Raw genomic sequence first — 23,109 nt, 5'->3', positions numbered from 1 at the left:
CGACGGATGGCCGTGGATCACCTAAATAAAGTCAACAACCCTCATTCTGCCCGGGCCTTGAACCCGGCTGCCGGAGAGAACAATGGCTTTACCAGGCTTCAAGGTCATGAGCTTGACCGACGCGGCGGCCGCCCGCGTGAAGGATATCATCGCCAAGGCAGACCGCCCGATCATGGGCGTGCGCGTCGGCGTGAAGAACGGCGGCTGCGCCGGCATGTCCTACACCATGGAATATGCCGAGACCGTGAACCCCCTCGACGAGAAGCTCGAGGACAAGGGCGTGACGGTTCTCGTCGACCCCAAGGCAATCCTTTTCCTGCTCGGTACGGAGATGGATTTCGAGACAACCAAGATGTCGTCCCAGTTCGTGTTCCGGAACCCGAACCAGACCTCGGCCTGCGGGTGCGGCGAGTCGGTGGCCATCACGCCGGCCAACCCGGAAGCGCTCCAAGCGGCAGGTTAGCCCTTGGACTCGGAGGCGATCCGCGACGTCTTCCAGGCGGTCGGGAGACCTCTCCAGATCCGGCGGATGTTCGGCGGCCAAGGGGTTTACCAGGGGGACGTGATGTTCGCGCTGGTGGCTCGCGACGAGATTTACCTGAAAGCGGACGCCGAGACCGTCGACGAGTTTCGAAACCTCGGCTCGAAGCCCTTCGCCTTCGACACGAAGGGCGGCACGACCACCATCACAAGCTACTGGCTGATGCCGGCCTCCGGATTCGACGAACCCGATGAGGCAGCCCGTTTCGCCGATCTCGCCATGGCGGCCGCGCTGAGGGCCCGGCGCGGCCGGAATGCCAAGAAGTCGAGGCGCAAGACCGGCACCTGAGCGGATTTCCGGTCTGGCTCAGCGGATGGCCGCCCAATCGACGGTGCGGGCCTCGCCAGGCCTCTATGAGGACGATTTCTTGATGGTCGCCGGACGGGTGAGGAAGGTCGGTACGTGGTCGCCGAACCCGACGACCGGCGTGTCGCCGTCACTGTCATGGTTCGAGCGGCGGCGGCGGTCTCTGTCCGGCCGATCCCGATCGGGCCGGTCCCTCTCCGTGCGTTCTCTTCCCCGGTCGCCACGGTCGGACCGGCGCTCGGAGGCACCGTTTTCACGCATGGGAGCCGGGGCGGCGTCCTGAACGATTTCGACCTCGGCACTCTCCGGGGCGGCTTCCCGCTCGCGGCGCGGTGCCCGTTCCCGGTCGCGGCGTCCCCGCCCGCGCTCTCCACGGCCTTCAATCCGGACCCGACGGCCCTCGCGGGCCGGGGAGGCAGGGCGCTCCGCGAGCGTGGGGCCATCCCACTCGATATCCTGTCCCGTCAGCTTCTGGACCGCCGCCAAAGACTTCTCGTCTCCGGGTCCGACCAGCGTGAAGGAATAGCCCGTGCGTCCAGCGCGGCCGGTGCGGCCGATACGGTGCACGTAATCCTCGGCATGATGGGGCACGTCGTAATTGAAGACGTGGCTGACCGCCGGAATGTCCAGGCCGCGCGCCGCCACGTCGCTGGCCACCAGGAGAGGGGTTTCACCCGAGCGGAAGCCGGCCAGCGCCGCCATGCGGGCGCTCTGGTCCATGTCGCCGTGCAGGGCCGCCACGTTGAAACCGTGCTTCTGAAGGGAGCGGTGGAGGATGGCTACATCGCGCTTGCGGTTGCAGAAGATGATCGCGTTCTTGAGGTCCGTCGCGTTCCGGATCAGATCGCGCAGGGTCTCGCGCTTGTCGAAATCCTCCCGGCCCGTGGCCACGAGGCGCTGGGTGATGGTGCTGGCGGTCGAGGCCGGCTTGGCCACCTCGACCCTGACGGGATTGTGAAGGAAGGCGTCCGCGAGCCGTTGGATCTCCGGCGGCATGGTGGCGGAGAAAAAGAGCGTCTGCCGGGTGAACGGCACCAGCTTCACGATCCGTTCGATATCGGGAATGAAGCCCATGTCGAGCATGCGGTCGGCCTCGTCGATAACGAGGAGCTCGACGCCCGAAAGCAGGAGCTTGCCGCGCTCGAAATGGTCGAGCAGCCGGCCGGGGGTAGCGATCAGGACGTCGACGCCGCGGGTGATCTTGGCATCCTGGTCCCCGAAGGAAACGCCACCGATCAGCAAGGCCACGGAGAGGCGGTGGTTGATGCCGTACTTGTCGAAATTGTCCTCGACCTGGGCAGCCAGTTCGCGGGTCGGCTCCAGGATAAGGGTCCGGGGCATTCGCGCCCGTGCCCGGCCGGTCTCCAGCATGGTGAGCATCGGCAGGGTAAAGGCGGCGGTCTTGCCCGTGCCCGTCTGGGCGATGCCGAGAACATCCTTGCGCGCCAGCACGTGGGGGATGGCCTGGGCCTGGATCGGGGTCGGGTCGGTGTAACCGGCGGACGAAACCGCCTGTTGAACCTTCTCGCTCAGTCCGAGTTCAGCGAACGACATGAGATCATAATACCATTGAGGGCCAGATAACGCTTTCCGTGCCGTTCTCTATGGCAACAAACAGGCGCGCGGCGGGTTCGCCCGAAGCACGGGCTCAAGTAAAACTGCGCGGGACCATAGGACAAGCGGACCGCTTGTCAATCCGAGGATGGAAACGGATGGCCGAAACGATTGTAATGATTCCCGGATTGCTGACCGACGAGCGACTTTTCGCTCCTCAGATCGAGCGCCTAGCGCCCCGCTGGCCGTTTCAAGTGGCCAATACCACGCTCGACGACGACCTTCCGGCCATCGCGGCCCGCCTTCTTCGGGGCGCGCCCGAACGGTTCGCGCTGGCGGGGTTGTCCATGGGCGGCTACGTGGCCCTTGAGGTCCTGCGACAGGCGCCGGGCCGCGTGACGCGGCTTGCCCTGCTCGATACCAGCGCGCGCGCCGACACGCCCGAGGCCACGGAAAACAGGCTCCGGTTGATCGGCCTGGCCCAGGCCGGGCGTTTTCGGGACGTGGTCCCGTCGCTCTGGCCGAAACTCGTCGCCCCGGCGCGGCAGGGCGATCGGGATCTGCAGGGACTCGTTCTAGCCATGGCCGAATCTCTCGGGCCCGAGGTCTTCGTTCGTCAGCAGCGCGCTATCATGGCCCGCCCCGACTCGCGGGATCTCTTGCCCTCGGTCGAGATCCCGACCCTCGTTCTGGTCGGTGAAGAGGATGCGATCACGCCGCCGGAGGTCGCGCGGGAGATGGCCGACCGGATCGAATGGTCTTCTCTCGTGATGATTCCCGATTGCGGCCACACGTCCACCCTGGAGCGGCCCGATCAGGTGGCGGAAGCCCTGCGGCTCTGGCTCGAAACGGAGTAGAGCATCCACCACCGATGATCCGGCATGGTGAATCATTCGTTACCAGGTAACCTTAGGTTAAGGTCTGATGGTCATGCCGTTAAGTCACTGTGAAAAATCAGAAAATGCGGGCGGCGACGCATCGGCCTGGGCGTGGGCCGGATCGGAATTCCCGCCCACGGCGCCGGAGCCCTGGATCTCGGTGAAAGGTGAGGGGGTGTGTTGCAGATTGGTGACAGACACCGCCGCTGCGGCTGAGCTATGAGCGGAGCCGGACTTCTTCCAAAAAACGGACCAAACAATGAAAAAGATTCTTCTCTCTTCGGTCGCTCTGCTCAGCCTCACCGCTGGCGCCATGGCCGCCGACCTTCCTTCCCGCCGCGCCCCGGCTCCGATCATCGCCGCCGTTCCGGTCTTCACCTGGACCGGCTTCTACGTCGGTGTGAACGCCGGCTACGGCTGGAGCACCGGTGAGAACCGCTACCTCGACCCCGCCTTCGGTTACACCGGCGGCGGCAGCGACGGCGGCTTCATCGGCGGCGGTCAGATCGGCTACAACTACCAGATCGGCTCGTTCGTCATCGGCGTCGAGACCGACCTGCAGTACGCCGCTGTCGGCAACAAGGGCAACTACTACGGCGCTTACTACTATGGCGGCGGCAGCAATGACGGTTACTTCGGCACGGTCCGCGCTCGCGCCGGTGTCGCCTTCGACCGCGCCCTCATCTACGTGACCGGCGGTTTCGCTTACGGCGACCTCGGCAACAACAACTACTACGGCCTGGCCACCACCCCGTACTACTATGACCGTGGCAGCGATGCCAACGGCGGCTGGACGATCGGCGGCGGTGTCGAGTACGCGTTCACCAACAACCTGACCGCCAAGGTCGAAGGTCTGTACGTGAACCTCGACACGAAGAACACGGGCGGCCTGTACTACACCGGCAACGGCAACACCGAGTTCGGTGTGGTTCGCGCCGGCCTGAACTTCAAGTTCGGCACCTACTAAGATCCTTCGAAAGCGATCGACGAGAGGCCCGGTGGAAACACCGGGCCTTTTCTTTTGGGCCTCACCGCAAGGCCGAGCAAGGCGCTGACCTCTTGCCTGCCTCCGTCGCTGACGCGGATCGGTAATGCTTGAGCGCGAAGACGACCGTTGTTCCGATGTCGGCGGCACGGGCCGACAGGTTATTGCCCAAGCCGTCTCGGGCGCTCACTGTTGCGTTCCTCGCAGGTGCCAATGGCAAGGCGGTGTCTGTCCCGATGGATGCCGAAGTCGAGCGCTCGACCCTCCTGCGAGAGCAGACATCGGAACCCTGCCAGGGTCCCTGGCGGACAACAAAAAACCGGGGCGCTGAGGCCCCGGTCAAGGTTGGCTGCTCGCCTGCAGCCGGGAGGAAACCCGCGTTTAGCAGGAATAGTACATCTGGAACTCGACCGGATGTGGGGTCATCTCGAAGCGAGCGACTTCCGTCATCTTGAGTTCGATGTAACTGTCGATGAAGTCGTCGTTGAAGACGCCGCCGGCCTTCAGGAACGCGCGGTCCTTGTCGAGGCTGGCGAGGGCTTCGCGGAGCGAACCGCATACGGTCGGGATCTTCTTCAGCTCGCGCGGCGGCAGGTCGTAGAGATCCTTGTCCATGGCTGCGCCCGGATCGATCTTGTTCTGGATGCCGTCCATGCCCGCCATGAGCAGGGCCGCGAAAGCCAGGTAGGGATTCGCTGTCGGATCAGGGAAGCGAACCTCGACGCGCTTGGCCTTCGGGGATGTCGTCCAAGGAATACGGCAGGAGGCCGAACGGTTACGAGCCGAGTAAGCCAGCAGCACCGGAGCCTCGTAGCCCGGGACGAGACGCTTGTAGGAGTTCGTCGACGGGTTGGTGAAGGCGTTCAGCGCCTTGGCGTGCTTGATGATGCCGCCGATGTACCACAGGCATTCCTGGGACAGGTCCGCATACTTGTTGCCCGCGAAGACCGGCTTGCCGCCCTTCCAGATCGACTGGTGCACGTGCATGCCCGAACCGTTGTCGCCGTAGACCGGCTTCGGCATGAAGGTCGCCGACTTGCCGTAGGACTGGGCGACGTTGTGGATGCAGTACTTATACACCTGCATCTGGTCGGCCATGAGAACGAGGGTGTCGAACTTCATGCCGAGTTCGTGCTGGGCGGACGCCACCTCGTGGTGGTGCTTCTCGACCTTCACGCCCATGGCCGCCATGGCGGCCAGCATCTCGCCGCGCATGTCCTGGGCGGAATCCAGCGGCGGAACCGGGAAGTAGCCGCCCTTGATCGGGATGCGGTGGCCGAGGTTGCCGCCTTCGTAATCCGTGTCGCCGTTGGTCGGCAGCTCGGAGGCGTCGAGCTTGAAGCCCGTGTTGTAGGGGTCGGCCATGAACTTCACGTCGTCGAACACGAAGAACTCGGCTTCCGGACCGACATAGACGGTGTCGCCCACGCCCGTGGACTTCAGGAAGGCCTCGGCCTTCTTGGCGATGCCGCGCGGATCGCGGTTGTAGGGCTCGCCGGTGGCGGGCTCGAGGATGTCGCAGACGATGGAGAGCGTCGCGGCGGAGAAGAAGGGATCCATCTGGGCCGTGGCCGGATCGGGCATGAGGGTCATGTCCGACTCGTTGATGGCCTTCCAGCCGGCGATCGACGAACCGTCGAACATGATGCCGTCGGCGAACACATCCTCGTCGACGATGGAAACGTCGAAGGTGACGTGCTGCCACTTGCCGCGCGGGTCCGTGAAGCGGAAATCGACGTACTTGATGTCGTTATCCTTGATGGCCTTCAGCACATCATTGGCGGTCTGCATGGTCTCGTGGTCCTTCTGCCCTGTTTGAGATTGTCCGCTCCCGTTGATGGGCGCGGTTCGGAGTGTGGCGGGATCAGATCGCGTCGGATCCGGTCTCGCCCGTGCGAATGCGGATGGCTTCTTCCACGCTCGACACGAAAATCTTCCCGTCGCCGATCCGCCCGGTCTGGGCGGCCTTGCGGATCGCCTCGACGGCGCCTTCCACGAGATCGTCGCCGAGAACGATCTCGAGTTTCACTTTGGGGAGGAAATCGACGACGTACTCGGCGCCGCGATACAGTTCGGTGTGGCCCTTCTGGCGGCCGAAGCCCTTGGCCTCGATGACCGTGATGCCCTGGAGACCGACCTCCTGGAGCGCTTCCTTCACTTCATCAAGCTTGAAGGGCTTAATGATGGCTTCGATCTTTTTCATGGTCGCTGGGCTGCCTTCATCCGAGCATTTGCGGCACTTAGCACCAAAAACCGGAGCTCTTCCATGTGCTCCTGCCCTATGACGTGCAGCAAATGCATATTGCGAAGGCAGTATATGATTAAAGTTTGTGCACAGGCCAGAGTGGCAGTCGTTTTAGCCTGGGATTGAGCCATCTGTGGATTTTATGCAGCCCCAACCCCTCCTCACCCCCTATGAAATGAAGCTGGCGGACGCGAGAGCCATCGCGGCGGGCATTCCGAGCCCGGATCTCATGCGCAGTGCCGGCGCCTGCGTGGCCGGGGCTGCCTCCCGGATGATCAGTCCGGGAGGCAGAATCCTGGTTCTGGCAGGGCCTGGTCAGAATGGAGGCGATGGGTTCGTGGCCGCCCGATTGCTGGCCGGGGAGGGCCATCGGGTCACCGTGGCTCTCCTGGGCGCACGAGACCGCCTTACGGGCGATGCCGCCCTCATGGCGGCAGAATGGGACGGCCCGCTGGTCGAGCCCGAGCAGACGGCGTTCGATGAGGCGGATCTCATTGTCGACGCACTTTTCGGCGCCGGCCTCACCCGCGACCTCGACGGTGCCGCACACCGGCTCGTCAGCCGAGCCAACGCCGCGAATCGCCCGATCCTGGCGGTGGACCTTCCTTCGGGCATCGACGGCGAGACCGGGGCCGTGAGGGGGATCGCGATCCGGGCCACCCGCACGGTCACGTTCGTGACGCGCAAGCCCGGCCATCTCCTCATGCCGGGCCGCGCCCATTGCGGCCCCGTGGAGGTGGGCGCGATCGGGATCGGCGCCGAGATCGTGGAAAGCCTGCGGCCCAAGACCGTCGTGAACCAGAAAGCCCTCTGGTTTCCGGTCTTTCCCAAGCCCAGCCTGGCGTCTCACAAATACGACCGGGGCCACGCCCTCGTGCTGTCGGGCGGCGCCACGAAGACCGGTGCGGCCCGCATGGTGGCGCGGGGCGCCCTGCGAATGGGTGCGGGTCTCGTCACCGTGGCCTGCCCGCCCGAGGCTCTGGCCGTGAATGCGGCCCACCTCACCGCGATCATGCTGAGGGGCTATGACGGCCCCGAAGGCTTCCACCGCATCCTGGATGACAAACGCTTCAACGCCCTCGTCCTGGGGCCCGCGCTCGGCGTCCACGCCGCCACGCGGGCTCTGGTGTCCGTGGCCGTCCAAGCCCGCCGTCGCCTCGTGCTGGACGCCGATGCGCTGACGTCCTTCGAGGGCATCGCCTCGGAGCTGCACCAGGCGTTTCGGTCGGCACCCACCGTCCTCACGCCCCATGACGGGGAGTTTGCCCGCCTGTTCGAAGGGCTCCCGGACATGCTCGAGGCGCCGTCGAAGCTCGAGAAGGCGCGCCGCGCCGCAGCCTATCTGGGAGCCGTGGTTCTGCTCAAGGGGCCCGACACGGTCGTGGCGGCGCCCGACGGACGGGCTGCCATCAACGAAAATGGCTCGCCTTATCTTGCCACCGCCGGTTCCGGCGACACCCTGTGCGGCTTCATCGCAGGCCTCCTGGCCCAGGGGATGCCCGCTTTCGATGCCGCCTGCGCGGGCACCTGGCTCCACGCCGAGGCGGCGGCAAGCTTCGGTCCCGGCCTCATCGCCGAGGATCTCCCGGAAGAACTTCCGAAGGTGCTCAGGACGCTGCTGGCCTGATGCCCGACCCGGTGTCGCCTGTTCGGCCCGGCGCGAGGCTGCCGGATGGCTGGTGCATGAGACGTCAGGTCACCTCGATCCAGCACCACAGCCCAGCGTCGAAGCGCTCCAAAACCGTCGAGGCCAAGAGCCAACGGCCGGGGTTGTCGGCCACGAAGGCGATGCGGATTGTCCGCTTCTCCGGCACCTGCAGGGTGTCGAGCCAATAGGGCTCCCATCCGTCGTCCATGGCATGGAGCAGACGGAACGAATGGCCGTGGAGATGGAAAGGCTGGGGGTAGGGCGTCCGGTTGTCGAGTGCCAGCACCACCGGCGCCCCGCGCTTGACCCGCAGTGCTGGCGTCTCGACCGAGCCTAGCTTGCCATTGATCCGCCACGCCCGTGCGCCCTCGTCGTACGTGATGGCGAGGTCGGCCCGGGTCGCGCTTTGGAGCCTGATCGCCTCTGGCAGTTTCCGATTCTCCGGAATCGGCGCCATCGCGGGCTTTGGGGCTGCGACTTCTCCGGCCGCGATGAGCTGCAGTAACGGGATCCCGTTGCCCAGCAAGGCCTTGACGGTGCCCGTCGCGTCTTGCTGCCGGGGCATGTCGACGAGGAGGTCGTAGCGGGTGCCGGGCGGGAAGGGCAGGGAGGCGCGCAAGGGCTCGAAGGTGTCGGTCGGCTGCCCATCCACGGCGATCACGAAGGGCTTCATACCATCGAACTGAAGACGCAAGATGCGCGCGTTGGAGGCGTTGGCGAGGCGGAGCCGAACCCGGGAGCCCGGCCGAACCTCCACCCGCTCCGGCACCGGCCCACCGTTGACGGTCAGCCAGTTTCCGAGGCGGCCCGACGGCCCCTGATCGACCCCGAACGGCGCGAGAGCTCCGGTCTCGGACAGCTTCCAGTCGTCCAGCACGAGGGCAATGTCGCTGTCGACCGGTGGTGGGGTGATCTCCTCGACGATCAGGAGGCCGGTCAGACCGCGCTCCGTGGCCTCGGCGCTGCCGCCCGGAATGCAGGGGCGGATCAGGAAGGTCCCGGCATCAGGCGGCGTGAACCGGTACTCGAAATCTTCCCCAGGTCCAACGGCCGCTTGGGTGAGGCCTGCCACCCCGTCCATCGCATTGGGGCCGCGGACGCCATGAAAATGGAGGGAGAGCGGCGCGGGCGTCCCATTGGACACACGAAGTCTCACCTCCTCGCCCTGACGGACCCGCAGGACAGGGGCGGGCCCGCCATCGAAGCGCCACAGCTCCGCTTCATCGGCCGCATCCGGGCGCAGGTGAACCTTGACCGGGCCAGCCTTCCATTCCGGCGCCTCCTTGGACTGAGGCGGCGTCTGAGCTTGCGCCCCTAAGGGGTTGAGCGTCCAGCAGAACCATCCCAGTCCCAGACCGAGGGCCGTGCGTCGTGACGGACGATAGGGTGTGTGCATGGTGTGGTCGATACGCTCGCATGGAATGATCCTTCGACCATAGGGCGTGAACGGGTCGTGGGCCTAGCGGTCATTGCGGCGGGCGGGCCGCTCCCGCGGCTTGGCCGTGGCGCGAGGCGTTCAAATCTCCGTTGCGGCTAACTTTTTTGGTGCACGGCCCGGATTGCGTGCTATAGAGCCGCGTCCCGGACGAGGCGGCGCATGTGTGGCGCCACCTTCCGCGCGGGCGTGGCGGAACTGGTAGACGCACTGGATTTAGGTTCCAGCGACGCAAGTTGTGGGGGTTCGAGTCCCTCCGCCCGCACCAGTCCCGCAAGGGTTGGTTTCCGGATGGGCCGTGGTCCAGGTTGGAGCCTCGAGGCTTCGCCGACCGGGGTCCGGACAAGGATTTTTCTCGTTTAACGAAGGCAGTCAAAACCATGCAGGTGACGGAAACTCTGTCCCAGGGCTTGAAGAAAGAATTCAAGGTCGTGCTCCCGGCGACCGAGTTGGAGCAGCGCCTCACGAATGAGCTGTCCACCCTGAAGAACCGCGTTCAGATCAACGGCTTCCGTCCCGGCAAGGTGCCGGTGACCCACCTGCGCCGGGTCTACGGCCGCTCGGTGATGGCCGACGTGGTGCAGAACGCCGTCAACGAGGCGAACCGGAAGATCGTCGAGGACAACAGCCTCAAGCTCGCCTTCGAGCCCCAGGTCCAGTTCCCCGAGAGCAAGGAAGAAGTCGAGCAGGTGATGGACGCCAAGAGCGACCTCGCCTTCACGGTGTCACTCGAAGTCCTGCCGACCTTCGAACTGGTCGATCTGTCCGGCGTCGAGGTAAAGAAGCCCGTCACCGAGGTGACCGACGCCGAGGTCGACGAATCGCTCGAGCGCATGGCCAAGCAGAACCGCTCCTTCGAGTCGAAGGCCGGCGCCGCCGAGAACGGCGATCGGGTCGTCGTGGACTTCGTGGGCCGGATCGACGGCGAGGAGTTCCAGGGCGGATCGGCTCAGGACATCCGGGTTGAGCTCGGCTCCAACACCTTCATCCCGGGCTTCGAGGACCAGCTCGCGGGCGTCAAGGCGGGCGATACCAAGCTCGTGAAGGTCTCGTTCCCCGAGAACTATATGGCCGCCCATCTGGCCGGGAAGGCCGCCGAGTTCGACGTGACCGTGAAGGACGTCGAGGGTCCGGGCGAGCTGAGGATCGACGACGAGCTCGCCAAGGGCTTCGGCATGGAGTCGCTCGACAAGCTCAAGGATGCCGTCCGCGACGCCATCAAGCGCGATTTCGACGCCCAGTCCCGCCGCAAGGTCAAGAAGGACCTGCTGGATGCCCTCGATTCCAAGTACAGCTTCGAGTTGCCTCCGAGCCTCGTGGAGCAGGAATTCGCCGCGATCTGGGCCCAGGTCGAAGGCGAGATGAAGACCAACAACCGCACCTTCGCGGATGAGGACACCACCGAGGAAGACGCCAAGGCTGATTACCGCAAGATCGCCGAGCGCCGCGTGCGCCTCGGCCTGGTCCTTGCACAGATCGGCGAGACGTCCGATATCAAGGTCTCCGACGACGAGGTCACGCAGGCTCTCGTCGAGCGGGTCCGCCAGTATCCCGGGCAGGAAAAGCAGGTGTGGGAATTCTACCAGAAGAACCCCCAGGCCCTGGCCGAGATCCGCGCCCCCCTCTTCGAGGAGAAGGTGGTTGACCGAATCCTCTCGGAGGTGAAGGTGGTCGACAACGCCGTCTCCAAGGACGAGCTGTTCGGCGACGAATCCGAAGAGGGCGGAAAGAAAGCCAGCAAGGGCGAGTAAGGCCTCGGACCGGCCGCCTCGCTGCTTGCTTTATCTCGACGGCTGCGCGTCCGCGCAGCCGACTTTGGAGCAGTGAGACGATGAGAGATCCGGTCGCGTTGTACAACAACACGCTCGTGCCGATGGTGGTCGAGCAGTCGAATAGGGGCGAGCGCGCCTTCGACATCTATTCCCGCCTGCTGCGTGAGCGGATTATCTTCCTCACCGGCCCGGTTGAAGACTACTCGGCCTCGCTGATCGTGGCGCAGCTTCTGTTCCTCGAGGCCGAGAACCCAAAGAAGGAAATTTCCTTCTACATCAACTCCCCGGGCGGCGTGGTCACGTCCGGCCTCTCGATCTACGACACCATGCAGTTCATTCGCTGCCCCGTCTCGACGCTTTGCGTCGGACAGGCCGCCTCCATGGGCTCGCTCCTGCTGACGGCGGGAGCCAAGGGTCAGCGCTTCGCCCTCCCGAACGCCCGCATCATGGTCCACCAGCCATCGGGCGGCTACCAGGGCCAGGTGACGGACATCATGATCCACGCCCGCGAGAGCGAGGCTCTCAAGCGCCGGCTCAATGAAATCTACGTGACCCACACGGGCCGGGACCTGGCTGCCGTGGAAGCAGCCCTGGAGCGCGATAATTTCATGACGGCGGACGCCGCCAAGGAATTCGGCCTGATCGACGAGGTGGTGTCCAAGCGTCCGGAGCCCACCGTTCCCCAGGGTTAATATAGCGGGCTGGCTGTGCCACGATCGGTATGAGGTTGTCGCAGGTCCGGTTCTCCCCAAGAGGGAAATCGGACCTAATTCCTTAAAGTTGGGGACAAGAACTGGCCTCTGCGTCCTTTTGGCCTTCAGGTCCGTTCCTATTGATCACGCGCCCGCAGCGTGTTTGCATGAGGATTCGAGGCGGTCATTAACAAAAGCCTCGAATCTCGGCGCCGGAACCTTTTATTAGGCCCGTCGCTCCTAGATTTAAGTGAAGTGCCGGGCGGGCGTTGCACCAGCCGGGCACCGATTGGAGAGAGAATATATGAGCAAGGCTGGCGGCAACGACTCCAAGAGCACGCTTTACTGCTCCTTCTGCGGCAAGAGCCAGCATGAGGTCCGGAAGCTGATCGCCGGCCCGACGGTATTCATCTGCGATGAGTGCGTCGAGCTGTGCATGGACATCATTCGCGAGGAATCCAAGTCATCCCTCGTGAAATCCCGGGACGGCGTCCCGACCCCCAAAGAGATCAGCCGCGTCCTTGACGATTATGTGATCGGTCAGGAGCACGCCAAGAAGGTGCTCTCGGTGGCGGTCCATAACCACTACAAGCGCCTCGCCCATGCCACGAAGCACAACGACGTGGAACTGGCGAAGTCCAACATTCTGCTGATCGGCCCCACGGGCTCGGGCAAGACCCTCCTGGCCCAGACCCTGGCTCGGATCCTCGATGTGCCGTTCACCATGGCTGACGCCACGACCCTTACGGAAGCAGGGTATGTCGGCGAGGACGTGGAGAACATCATCCTGAAGCTGCTCCAGGCCTCGGATTACAACGTGGAGCGGGCTCAGCGCGGCATCGTCTACATCGACGAAATCGACAAGATCTCCCGCAAGTCCGACAACCCCTCCATCACCCGCGACGTATCGGGCGAGGGCGTCCAGCAGGCCCTGCTCAAGATCATGGAAGGTACGGTGGCATCCGTGCCGCCCCAGGGCGGCCGCAAGCATCCCCAGCAGGAATTCCTGCAGGTGGATACCACGAACATCCTCTTCATCTGCGGCGGCGCTTTCGCCGGGCTGGAGCGGATCATCGCGGGCCGCGGCAAGGGAACGTCCATCGGCTTCGGGGCGAGCGTGAGCGCGCCCGACGATCGGCGCACCGGCGAGATTTTCCGCGAGGTGGAGCCCGAGGACCTGCTGAAATTCGGCCTCATTCCCGAATTCGTCGGCCGCCTTCCGGTCCTGGCCACCCTGGAGGACCTGGACGAGGATGCCCTCAAGAAGATCCTGCAGGAGCCCAAGAACGCCCTGGTCAAGCAGTACCAGCGCCTGTTCGAGATGGAGAACGTCAACCTCACCTTCCAGGAAGAGGCCCTGACGCTCATCGCCCGCAAGGCCATCGAGCGCCGCACCGGCGCCCGCGGCCTGCGCTCGATCATGGAGTCGATCCTGCTGGAGACCATGTACGACCTGCCGGGCCTCGATTCCGTCGAGCAGGTTGTGATCGGTCCCGAGGTCATCGAGGGGAAGGCCAAGCCGCTCTTCATCCATGGCGACCGGGCCGACCAGACCGCGAGCGCAAGCGCCTGATCGTCGCCCTCCAGAGCCCCCTCAAGGTCGTGGCGGACCTGTCCTTGAAAGACTGTTTCCGCCACGCCACATTATCTCTTGCGTGGTCGCTGCCCGCTCATTCCCGAGGGACGGCCCCACGTACCGGACGCAGCGAGTATCCCATACAAAGCCTGAGCGTTCCGGTTCTCCGTTCGCAGATCCGCTCAATGGAGGGATCCTGTCGGACGATGTCGAAAGGATTGTCTCAATGACACAGTCGAAGCCGCGCCAGCCTATCGTTCCAGGCTCGACGGGGACCTACGCGGTTCTGCCGCTCCGTGACATCGTCGTCTTCCCGCATATGATCGTGCCCCTTTTCGTGGGACGCGAAAAGTCGATCCGTGCCCTGGAGGAGGTCGTTAAATCCGACCGCCACATCCTCTTGGCCACGCAGGTCGATGCGACCGACGACGACCCGAAGACGGACGCGATCTACAAGGTTGGCACGCTGGCGAGCGTCCTGCAGCTCCTGAAGCTGCCCGACGGGACCGTGAAGGTGCTGGTGGAGGGTGTCAGCCGCGCTCAGGTGCAGGCCTATACCCAGACGGACGAGTATTACGAGGCTGAGGCCGAGGCCCTGCCGGACTCGATGGGCGACCAGATCGAGGCCGAGGCTCTTGCGCGCTCCGTGGTCTCGGAGTTCGAGAATTACGTCAAGCTGAACAAGAAGGTCTCGCCCGAGGTCGTCTCGGCCGTGACGCAGATCGAGGAGCCCGCCAAGCTCGCCGACACTATCGCGTCGCACCTGGCGATCAAGATCGCCGACAAGCAGGCGATCCTGGAGATCCCGACGGTCGCGCAGCGCCTGGAGAAGGTTCTCGGCCTCATGGAGAGCGAGATCTCCGTGCTTCAGGTCGAGAAGCGGATCCGGACGCGCGTGAAGCGCCAGATGGAGAAGACCCAGCGCGAGTACTATCTCAACGAGCAGATGAAGGCCATCCAGAAGGAGCTCGGCGACGACGAAGGTCGCGACGAGTTGGCCGAGCTCGAGGACAAGATCAACAAGACCAAGTTCTCGAAGGAGGCGCGTGACAAGGCCCTTGGCGAGCTGAAGAAGCTGCGGCAGATGTCGCCCATGTCGGCCGAAGCCACCGTGGTCCGCAACTACCTCGACTGGCTCCTGAGCATTCCGTGGAACAAGCGTTCCAAGATGCGCAAGGACCTCAAGGGGGCTCAGGACCTGCTCGATGCCGATCACTATGGCCTCGAAAAGGTGAAGGAGCGCATCGTCGAGTACCTGGCGGTCCAGCAGCGCGCCAACAAGCTGACGGGCCCGATCCTCTGCCTCGTCGGACCTCCGGGCGTCGGTAAGACCTCTCTCGGCAAGTCCATCGCGAAGGCGACGGGACGTGAGTTCGTGCGCATGTCGCTCGGCGGCGTTCGCGACGAGTCCGAGATCCGCGGTCACCGCCGGACCTATATCGGCTCGATGCCCGGCAAGATCGTGCAGTCCATGCGCAAGGCCAAGACGTCCAATCCACTCATCCTGCTCGACGAGATCGACAAGATGGGCATGGACTTCCGTGGCGACCCGTCGGCGGCCCTGCTCGAGGTTCTGGATCCTGAGCAGAACTCCACCTTCAACGACCATTACCTCGAGGTCGATTACGACCTGTCGAACGTGATGTTCGTGACGACGGCGAACACGCTGAACATTCCTGGTCCGCTCCTCGACCGTATGGAGGTGATCCGCCTCGCGGGTTACACCGAGGAAGAAAAGGCGGAGATCGCCCGCACGCACCTCATCCCGTCCGCCATGAAGAAGCATGGCCTGGACGAGAAGGAATGGGCGATCACGGATGACGGCCTGCTCATGCTGGTCAGGCGCTACACCCGCGAGGCGGGCGTACGTAACCTGGAGCGCGAGATCGCCAACCTTGCCCGCAAGGCCGTGAAGGAGATCCTGATCTCCAAGGTCTCGCGCGTCGAGGTGACCACGGACAACCTGCCCGATTACCTGGGCCCGCCGCGCTTCCGCTACGGCGAGGTCGAGGAGGAAGATTCGGTCGGTGCAGTCACGGGTCTGGCTTGGACCGAGGTTGGCGGTGAGCTGCTCACCATCGAGGGCGTCGTCCTGCCCGGCAAGGGCCGGATGACCGTCACGGGCAACCTTCGCGACGTGATGAAGGAATCGATCTCGGCTGCGGCGTCCTATGTCCGCTCCCGATCCGTCGATTTCGGCATCGAGCCGCCGCTCTTCGACCGGAAGGACATCCACGTCCACGTTCCGGAGGGAGCGACCCCGAAGGACGGTCCGTCGGCCGGCATCGCTATGGCAAGCGCCATCGTATCCGTGATGACGGGTATTCCCGTCCGTCGGGACATCGCGATGACGGGCGAAGTGACCCTGCGCGGTCGGGTTCTCCCGATCGGCGGCCTGAAGGAGAAGCTTTTGGCGGCGCTCCGGGGCGGCATCAAGAAGGTGCTGATCCCCATGGACAACGCCAAGGATCTCGTCGAGCTGCCGGACAGCGTGAAGAACGGTCTCGAGATCGTTCCGGTCTCCCGGATGGATGAGGTCTTGAAGCATGCCCTGACCCGCATGCCCGAGCCCATCGAGTGGGATGAATCGGCCGCTCAGACGCCTAAGGTCAGCGGGTCGGACGACGAATCGAAGGGTGTCGTCGCTCACTAAAGTCTTTCCTTACGGAAGGTGCATTCAGAGCCCCCGGATCTCGGATCCGGGGGCTTTTTTTGCGTCTATCGGGGGAAAAGGCCCGGAAACGGGCCGTTCCGGGGGTTGCAAGGTTTCAACCTTTGCGCCACACGGTTCGTCCCTAAAACGGCAGCCCAGGACTATTTTCGCGGCCACCGTTATATTTGGAGGACTACGTATGAATAAAGGCGAGCTCGTTGCTGCCGTGGCAGATAAGGTCGGTTTGTCGCGCGGTCAGGCAGGCGAGGCGATTGACGCCGCCATCGACGCCATCACGGGTGCCCTCAAGCAGGGCGACGAGGTCAAGATCGTCGGCTTCGGCACCTTCGTGGTGACGAACCGCGCCGCCGGCGAGGCGCGCAACCCGCGCACGGGCGAGAAGGTCAAGGTTCCGGCTTCCAAGACGCCCAAATTCCGTGCCGGCGCCGGCTTGAAGGACGCCGTGAACGGCAAGTAATCGCTTTTTCGATTGCCGATCCCATAAAAGAGGGCCGACCGCCTTGCGTTGTCGGCCTTCTCTTTTTATGTCGGGTGGCTCAGGGCGATTAGCTCAGTTGGTAGAGCATCTCGTTTACACCGAGAGGGTCGGCGGTTCGAGCCCGTCATCGCCCACCACGATCCCGGGGACAGGCGCGCCATCCCCGTCCCGAAGCGAAACAGCGCCCTCGTCGTCCGGTCTCCCGGCCTCAGGCTTTTCGTGACCGATCCATACCGTCGAGCATCAGGAGACGGGCAGGATTCGACGGCGCAGCGATGCCAGCCGGATTGCCCGGCCGACACTGCGGCTGGCCCTTGCGGTACATCTCATCGAAGGGCGATCGGGAACGGCACGACAGGTGCCGGAGCATCGGAGCACGGTCGGCTCACATCGCCCTCGTTCCAGGCCGGCCGTCCAAGGAAAGCGCGACGGCCTTTACTCCATGTTCGAGCCTCTAGACCCCGCTCGTTCATCGGCCGCCCGAGGCGTCGAGCAGCGCTCCGCTCACATAGGACGAAGCATCGCCCAGAAGCCAAACAATGGCTTGAGCGATCTCATCCGGCTGGCCGGCACGCCCCAAGGGCGTTTGGACGCCGATGCGACTGGCTCGATCCGGCTGCTCGCCGCTCGCATGAATGTCCGTATCCGTGACCCCCGGCCGCACCGCGTTGACCCGTACGCCGTCCGGTCCGAGTTCCTTGGCAAGGCCGAGGGTCAGCGTGTCCACGGCAGCCTTCGAACCCGCATAATCCACATACTCGAACGGTGAGCCGATGCGGGCCGCCACGGATGAGACGTTGACGATCGAGCCCCCGCGTCCGCCCCGGCTCATGGAGAGACGCCGTGCCGCCTCGCGGGCACACAGATAGGCGCCCAGCACATTGACCTCGAAGATCCGTCTCATGCGCTCGGCGCTCATGTCGGCCAGGGGGAGGGGCGGGGCGACGATGCCGGCATTCACGACGACGCCGTCGAGGCGCCCGAGCGTCGATTCCGTCCTGTCGAACATGGCGAGGACGTCGGCCTCGACGGCGACATCGCCTTGCACGACAACCGCACGGCCGCCCGCCTGCTCAGCCCGCTGAACCACTTCCTCGGCGGCTTCCCTATCGGCGAGATAGTTGACACCCACGGACCAGCCCTGGGCGGCTGCCAGAATCGCCGTCGAGCGGCCGATCCCCCTGCTGCCGCCGGTCACGAGAATCGTCTTGGTCATAGGAGCCTCCGAGATCGTTATGGACCGGATCTACCAGACGCGGCGCCAGGACCCTACAGCGATGCGGGGCCTGTCCAAACGTGTCTCGGAAAAGTCACGTTAAGCAAAAGAAAGTATATGACGTTACGTCCGTCTGGACGCGGGAGAGGTCAACGGCTAAAAGAATCGCAATAGATTAACGTCTCATTGACCATGATGGATGAGACTACCTCGGCGAAAGAGGGCAGCCTTCATGACCGCGATTTTCATCGGCCTCATTACGTTTTCCCTGGCCTATCTGGTTTCGGTCCCAATGGTCCGACTCTGGACGGTTTCGTCCGAAGAGGTTCGGCAGACCGAGCGCTCCCCGGCCATGGGGCCCCGCTAGCATCCCGTCTTCGTCCGGTCGCCGCAAACGCTTAGGGGAAGGTCCTCGCAGAAGCGTCACGAGCCCGCGTCCGGGTTCGATGCGCGGCTTCCGGGGCACCCCACGTCCGCCAGAAAAAGGTTTTTCAGTTTTCCCGAACTTAGCCGCGAACGGCGCTTGACAGTTCCGGGAGGCCCCCTTAAACCCCGCCACACCGCTTCGGCGGTCCGATGCGCGGGCGTAGCTCAGTCGGTTAGAGTGCCGGCCTGTCACGCCGGAGGTCGCGGGTTCGAGCCCCGTCGCCCGCGCCATTCATCTCCCTGAAAAACATAGATAATCGACGAAGCTGCACCGCAGAGCGGTGCCGTTGGTGAGCGGTCGCGTACATGCCTGCTGGTGAGGTTTGCCACGATGACTGGGATCCTCGGTTCCGGCGCTCCTTCCTCCAGTCGCGGAAGAGCTGGCATGTGTTCGGGACTCGGCAGGATGGTGCTCAGGGCATGACAGAGGATCGCTCGACACGGGCCTCCACGGGCGCATCCGGCCGGGCGGCAACCTTGGCCGAATTTCGCCCGCGGCAGGGCGTTCCCGGGGCCGAATCGAGACCGTCGGAGCCATCCGGAAATTGCGATTTTCAGTTTGGAACCGTTCTTTCTGCGGCGCGGCAAACACTTGTCAGTGAAGGAGAACTCGGATAAGCCTCCGGCCATAATTTCGGTTGTCGCAGGGCCTTTTTTCAGGCTTAGGTCTTTCTAAATCCGGAATTGCCGCCCGGCCATTTGTGACCGGGTCTCCTTCCTTAGGTGTCGCATGACGAATCTCTTGGCCGACTACCTGCCGCTCGTGATCTTTATCGGTGTGTCGCTCTTCATCGGGCTGGCACTGCTCGTGGCGCCGTTCCTGGTCGCCTACCAGCGTCCCGATACGGAAAAGCTCTCCGCGTACGAGTGCGGGTTCAACGCTTTCGACGATGCCCGGATGAAATTCGACGTCCGGTTCTATCTGGTCGCGATTCTCTTCATCATCTTCGATCTCGAAGTGGCTTTCCTCTTCCCCTGGGCCATCACGTTCGGCGGCCTGGGATGGTTCGGTTTCATGTCCATGATGATCTTCCTGGGCGTCCTGACGGTGGGCTTCGTGTATGAGTGGAAAAAGGGAGCCCTGGAATGGGATTGATCACTGACGCCCCCCGGACGCCCCTGATTGCCCCGCAGCCTGTGGGCGCTCTCGACCCGGCGACCGGCCAGCCCATCGGCCAGACGGACCCCTACTTCCTCGGGATCAAGGGCGAGCTCGACGACAAGGGCTTTCTCGTCACCTCGGCCGAGGACCTGATCAACTGGGCCCGCACCGGCTCGTTGATGTGGATGACCTTTGGCCTGGCGTGCTGCGCCGTCGAGATGATGCAGCTCTCCATGCCGCGCTACGACGTCGAGCGCTTCGGCTTCGCGCCTCGCGCCAGCCCGCGCCAGTCCGACGTGATGATCGTGGCCGGCACGCTCACCAACAAGATGGCTCCCGCGCTGCGCAAGGTCTACGACCAGATGCCGGAACCGCGCTATGTCATCTCCATGGGCTCCTGCGCCAATGGCGGCGGCTATTATCACTATTCCTATGCGGTGGTGCGCGGATGCGACCGGATCGTGCCGGTGGACATCTACGTTCCGGGTTGCCCCCCGACCGCCGAGGCGCTGCTGTACGGCGTCCTCCTCCTCCAGAGGAAGATCCGCCGCACCGGCACGATCGAACGCTGAGCGAAGGTTCATCGCATGAACGCGGAATTGCAGGCCCTGGGCGAACACGTCGCCGCCTCCCTCGGAGAGGCCGTGACCGACTGGGCCATTGCCTATGACGAGCTGACGATGATCGTCCGCGCCGAGGACGTCGTGCGGGCGGTGACCTTCCTGCGGGACGATGCCCAGTGCCGGTTCGTGAACTTCATCGACCTGTGCGGAGCGGATTATCCGGGGCGTGAGGCCCGCTTCGACGTGGTCTACCACTTCCTGTCCCCCAGCCATAACCGGCGCATCCGCCTCAAGGTGACGACGGACGAGGTCACCACCGTCCCGTCCATCATCGAGGTCTTCCCGTCCGCCAACTGGTTCGAGCGGGAGGCCTACGACCTGTACGGAATCCTGTTCTCGGGCCATCCGGACCTGCGAAGGATCCTGACCGATTACGGGTTCGAAGGCTTCCCCTTGCGCAAGGACTTCCCCATGACGGGCTTCGTCGAGGTCCGTTACGACGACGGCCAGGGCCGCGTGGTCTACGAACCCGTGAAGCTCAACCAGGAATTCCGGAATTTCGACTTCCTGTCGCCATGGGAAGGCACGGACTACGTGCTGCCCGGCGACGAAAAAGCCAAAGCTTAAAGAGCGGAGAGGGCGTCCCATGGGCGAGCATAATATCCGCAACTTCTCGATCAATTTCGGGCCCCAGCACCCGGCGGCGCACGGCGTGCTGCGCCTCGTGCTGGAGCTGGACGGCGAGATCGTCGAGCGCGTCGATCCGCATATCGGCCTGCTCCACCGCGGCACCGAGAAGCTGATCGAGTACAAGACCTATACGCAGGCGATCCCGTATTTCGACAGGCTCGATTATGTGGCTCCGATGAACCAGGAGCACGCTTTCTGCCTCGCGGTGGAGAAGCTGCTCGGGATTTCGGTTCCGCGCCGGGCCCAGCTCATCCGGGTTCTGTACTCGGAAATCGGCCGCCTCCTGTCGCATCTGCTCAACGTGACCACCCAGGCCATGGACGTGGGCGCCCTGACGCCGCCGCTCTGGGGCTTCGAGGAGCGCGAGAAGCTCATGATCTTCTATGAGCGCGCATCGGGTTCGCGCATGCACGCCAACTACGTGCGGCCCGGCGGCGTGAACATGGATATCGGGCCCGACCTGATCGACGACATCGAAGCTTTTTGCGACCCGTTCCTGCAGGTTCTCGACGATCTCGATACTCTCGTCATCGGCAACCGCATCTTCAAGCAGCGCAACGTCGATATCGGCGTGGTGACTCTGGAGGATTGCTGGAAGTGGGGTTTCTCCGGCGTCATGGTGCGCGGCTCCGGCGCCGCCTGGGATCTGCGCAAGGCGCAGCCCTATGAATGCTACGAGGAGATGGAATTCGACATCCCCGTCGGACGCAATTGCGACAACTACGACCGTCAGGTCATCCGCATGGAGGAGATGCGCCAGTCCGTGCGCATCATGAAGCAGTGCATCGCAAAGCTGCGCGAGCCGGCCGGGCAGGGGCCTGTCCGGACCCTCGACGGCAAGGTGGCGCCGCCGTCCCGCAAGGATATGAAGCGCTCGATGGAATCCCTGATCCATCACTTCAAGCTCTACACGGAAGGTTTCCACGTCCCGGCGGGCGAGGTCTATGCCTGCGTCGAGGCCCCCAAGGGCGAGTTCGGCGTCTATCTCGTGGCGGACGGCACCAACAAGCCGTATCGCTGCAAGGTGCGCGCTCCGGGCTTCGCCCATCTGCAGGCGATGGACTTCATGTGCCGCGGGCACATGCTGGCCGACGTCTCGGCCATCCTCGGCTCGCTCGACATCGTCTTCGGCGAGGTGGATCGGTAAGGTTTCGGGCCGGGTCCGCCCGGCCTTTCGCGCCTGTCGGGCGCACACGATAGTCGTGACCGTCCGGCCGAAAAGGCAGGGCGGCGCGGTAGGTTAAGAGGATACGATGGCCGTTCGAAAGCTCGCGCCTGACGACATACAGCCCAAAAGCTTCGCGTTCTCGCCCGAGAACGAGGCTTGGGCCGAGGGACAGATCGCCAAGTACCCGGCGGGCCGCCAGGCCTCGGCGGTGATCTCGCTGTTGTGGCGCGCGCAGGAGCAATCCGGCGGCTGGCTGCCGCGCCGCGCCATCGAGGCCGTGGCCGCGAAGCTCGACATGGCGACCATCCGCGTGATGGAGGTGGCGACCTTCTACACGATGTTCAACCTTGAGCCTGTGGGGAAGTACTTCATCCAGTTCTGCGGCACGACGCCTTGCGTCCTGCGCGGCGCGGGCGACATCAAGAAGGTGCTCGAGCGCCGGGTCGGAGAGCAGAACCATGTGTCTGCGGATGGCAAATTCTCCTGGCTCGAGGTCGAATGCCTCGGCGCGTGCTGCAACGCCCCGATGGTGCAGATCAACGACGATTACTACGAAGATCTCACCACCGAGACCTTCGAGACGCTCCTGGACGACCTTGCCGCGGGCCGCCCCGTGAAGACGGGCCCTCAGAACGGCCGTCATGCCTCCGAACCGCAGGACGACATCAAGACCCTGCAGGACCCCAAGCTCTATGACGGCTCGATGATCGGCGCCTGGCGCAAGCGCTTCGAGGAAGAGGCCGTAAAGACTGCCGACACGGGCGAGGCAGCCGCCGCCACGGCCAGCGTTCCGGAAGGCGGAAAGGCCGCCAAGCCCCCGGCCGGCCGTCCAGAAGAAAGCAAGGCCGCCGAAACCCCGGCCACGCGCGCCAAGGCAGGCGAGACGCCCATCCACCCGGCCGACCGCAAGGAAGCGTCCGATCCGTCGAAGGCGACTAAGATCGATCCCGAGACGCAGGACAAGGCCAAGCCCGCGCCCCAGAGCGATAAGTCCTACGTGGCGACGCCGAGCAAGCCCGAGGCGGGCCGCCCGGTGCCCGACGCTCCGACGACGCCCATCGCCGGAACGCCGCCCTCCGACGCCGACACCCGCCGCGACGGCAGCGAAAGCAAGCCCGGCGTGACCGTCGACAAAGACAACAAGACGTCCTGACAGAGGT

At 64.2% G+C, this 23,109-nt stretch carries 21 protein-coding genes and 3 tRNA genes; 19 read left to right on the top strand and 5 right to left on the bottom strand.

What is annotated here, in order from left to right:
* The first annotated feature begins 82 nt into the window (after positions 1-82).
* On the top strand, positions 83-463 hold the full coding sequence (locus tag ILT42_RS17565) for a HesB/IscA family protein (protein ID WP_204217002.1): 381 nt from the start codon (positions 83-85) through the stop codon (positions 461-463).
* 3 nt (positions 464-466) lie between these two features.
* The gene (locus tag ILT42_RS17560) at positions 467-829 is read left to right on the top strand and encodes a TfoX/Sxy family protein (protein ID WP_204217001.1); all 363 of its coding nucleotides are present in this window, start codon (positions 467-469) and stop codon (positions 827-829) included.
* Between the two features lie 63 nt (positions 830-892).
* On the opposite strand, the gene ILT42_RS17555 is transcribed toward ILT42_RS17560, so the two are convergent.
* A complete protein-coding gene (locus ILT42_RS17555) occupies positions 893-2,401 on the bottom strand; it encodes a DEAD/DEAH box helicase (protein ID WP_204217000.1) in 1,509 nt (502 codons plus the stop codon).
* 158 nt (positions 2,402-2,559) lie between these two features.
* Between ILT42_RS17555 and ILT42_RS17550 the strand changes: the two genes are divergently transcribed.
* Positions 2,560-3,258 carry an alpha/beta fold hydrolase gene (locus ILT42_RS17550; protein ID WP_204216999.1) on the top strand — a complete coding sequence of 233 codons (699 nt, stop codon included), beginning with the start codon at positions 2,560-2,562 and terminating at the stop codon, positions 3,256-3,258.
* A gap of 280 nt (positions 3,259-3,538) precedes the next feature.
* Positions 3,539-4,246: an outer membrane protein gene (locus ILT42_RS17545; RefSeq protein ID WP_204216998.1), complete on the top strand. Its 708-nt coding sequence runs from the start codon at positions 3,539-3,541 to the stop codon at positions 4,244-4,246.
* A 399-nt stretch (positions 4,247-4,645) separates the two neighbouring features.
* Here ILT42_RS17545 and glnA read toward each other — a convergent pair whose 3' ends face one another.
* Positions 4,646-6,055 (bottom strand): type I glutamate--ammonia ligase, encoded by a 1,410-nt coding sequence (gene glnA / locus ILT42_RS17540; RefSeq protein ID WP_204216997.1) that lies wholly within the window; start codon positions 6,053-6,055, stop codon positions 4,646-4,648.
* Positions 6,056-6,128: 73 nt separating this feature from the next.
* A complete protein-coding gene (locus ILT42_RS17535) occupies positions 6,129-6,467 on the bottom strand; it encodes a P-II family nitrogen regulator (protein WP_204216996.1) in 339 nt (112 codons plus the stop codon).
* A 184-nt stretch (positions 6,468-6,651) separates the two neighbouring features.
* Here ILT42_RS17535 and ILT42_RS17530 point away from each other — a divergent pair, with 184 nt between their 5' ends.
* Complete coding sequence (locus tag ILT42_RS17530) at positions 6,652-8,136, top strand: NAD(P)H-hydrate dehydratase (protein WP_204216995.1); 1,485 nt, start codon at positions 6,652-6,654, stop codon at positions 8,134-8,136.
* Between the two features lie 64 nt (positions 8,137-8,200).
* Here ILT42_RS17530 and ILT42_RS17525 read toward each other — a convergent pair whose 3' ends face one another.
* Positions 8,201-9,553 carry a multicopper oxidase family protein gene (locus tag ILT42_RS17525; RefSeq protein ID WP_204216994.1) on the bottom strand — a complete coding sequence of 451 codons (1,353 nt, stop codon included), beginning with the start codon at positions 9,551-9,553 and terminating at the stop codon, positions 8,201-8,203.
* 222 nt (positions 9,554-9,775) lie between these two features.
* Here ILT42_RS17525 and ILT42_RS17520 point away from each other — a divergent pair.
* From ILT42_RS17520 to ILT42_RS17490, 7 genes are all read left to right on the top strand, one after another.
* A tRNA-Leu gene (locus tag ILT42_RS17520) sits at positions 9,776-9,860 on the top strand.
* 112 nt (positions 9,861-9,972) lie between these two features.
* Positions 9,973-11,343 (top strand): trigger factor, encoded by a 1,371-nt coding sequence (gene tig / locus ILT42_RS17515; RefSeq protein WP_204216993.1) that lies wholly within the window; start codon positions 9,973-9,975, stop codon positions 11,341-11,343.
* Positions 11,344-11,423: 80 nt separating this feature from the next.
* Positions 11,424-12,056 carry an ATP-dependent Clp protease proteolytic subunit gene (locus ILT42_RS17510; protein ID WP_204216992.1) on the top strand — a complete coding sequence of 211 codons (633 nt, stop codon included), beginning with the start codon at positions 11,424-11,426 and terminating at the stop codon, positions 12,054-12,056.
* A gap of 304 nt (positions 12,057-12,360) precedes the next feature.
* Positions 12,361-13,629, top strand: coding sequence for an ATP-dependent Clp protease ATP-binding subunit ClpX (gene clpX / locus ILT42_RS17505; protein WP_204216991.1), 1,269 nt, complete (start codon positions 12,361-12,363; stop codon positions 13,627-13,629).
* A 229-nt stretch (positions 13,630-13,858) separates the two neighbouring features.
* Entirely contained in the window at positions 13,859-16,285 is a 2,427-nt protein-coding gene (gene lon / locus ILT42_RS17500) for an endopeptidase La (protein WP_204216990.1), read from the top strand.
* A 199-nt stretch (positions 16,286-16,484) separates the two neighbouring features.
* Positions 16,485-16,763 carry an HU family DNA-binding protein gene (locus tag ILT42_RS17495; RefSeq protein ID WP_204216989.1) on the top strand — a complete coding sequence of 93 codons (279 nt, stop codon included), beginning with the start codon at positions 16,485-16,487 and terminating at the stop codon, positions 16,761-16,763.
* A gap of 82 nt (positions 16,764-16,845) precedes the next feature.
* Positions 16,846-16,921 (top strand) — tRNA-Val (locus ILT42_RS17490).
* Positions 16,922-17,253: 332 nt separating this feature from the next.
* Here ILT42_RS17490 and ILT42_RS17485 read toward each other — a convergent pair.
* Positions 17,254-18,000 carry an SDR family oxidoreductase gene (locus ILT42_RS17485; RefSeq protein ID WP_204216988.1) on the bottom strand — a complete coding sequence of 249 codons (747 nt, stop codon included), beginning with the start codon at positions 17,998-18,000 and terminating at the stop codon, positions 17,254-17,256.
* A 232-nt stretch (positions 18,001-18,232) separates the two neighbouring features.
* Here ILT42_RS17485 and ILT42_RS23110 point away from each other — a divergent pair, with 232 nt between their 5' ends.
* The 7 genes from ILT42_RS23110 to nuoE all read left to right on the top strand — a co-directional run bounded on the left by ILT42_RS23110 (position 18,233) and on the right by nuoE (position 23,102).
* Positions 18,233-18,367, top strand: coding sequence for a hypothetical protein (locus ILT42_RS23110; protein WP_267874477.1), 135 nt, complete (start codon positions 18,233-18,235; stop codon positions 18,365-18,367).
* A gap of 213 nt (positions 18,368-18,580) precedes the next feature.
* Positions 18,581-18,657: transfer RNA gene (locus tag ILT42_RS17480), tRNA-Asp, on the top strand.
* A 499-nt stretch (positions 18,658-19,156) separates the two neighbouring features.
* The gene (locus ILT42_RS17475) at positions 19,157-19,522 is read left to right on the top strand and encodes an NADH-quinone oxidoreductase subunit A (RefSeq protein ID WP_204216987.1); all 366 of its coding nucleotides are present in this window, start codon (positions 19,157-19,159) and stop codon (positions 19,520-19,522) included.
* A complete protein-coding gene (locus ILT42_RS17470) occupies positions 19,513-20,100 on the top strand; it encodes a NuoB/complex I 20 kDa subunit family protein (RefSeq protein WP_204216986.1) in 588 nt (195 codons plus the stop codon). Before ILT42_RS17475 ends, ILT42_RS17470 begins: the two co-directional genes overlap by 10 nt.
* 15 nt (positions 20,101-20,115) lie before the next feature.
* Complete coding sequence (locus tag ILT42_RS17465; RefSeq protein ID WP_204216985.1) at positions 20,116-20,718, top strand: NADH-quinone oxidoreductase subunit C; 603 nt, start codon at positions 20,116-20,118, stop codon at positions 20,716-20,718.
* Between the two features lie 19 nt (positions 20,719-20,737).
* Positions 20,738-21,928 carry an NADH-quinone oxidoreductase subunit D gene (locus tag ILT42_RS17460; RefSeq protein ID WP_204216984.1) on the top strand — a complete coding sequence of 397 codons (1,191 nt, stop codon included), beginning with the start codon at positions 20,738-20,740 and terminating at the stop codon, positions 21,926-21,928.
* 106 nt (positions 21,929-22,034) lie between these two features.
* Entirely contained in the window at positions 22,035-23,102 is a 1,068-nt protein-coding gene (gene nuoE, locus ILT42_RS17455; protein WP_204216983.1) for an NADH-quinone oxidoreductase subunit NuoE, read from the top strand.
* Positions 23,103-23,109: the final 7 nt, after the last annotated feature.

Origin of the sequence: Microvirga pudoricolor, from assembly GCF_016892705.1 — a bacterium.
In the GTDB taxonomy this organism is placed as follows: domain Bacteria; phylum Pseudomonadota; class Alphaproteobacteria; order Rhizobiales; family Beijerinckiaceae; genus Microvirga; species Microvirga pudoricolor.
Note: the sequence above shows the minus strand (reverse complement) of the source record. Positions and strands in the feature narration are given on the sequence as shown.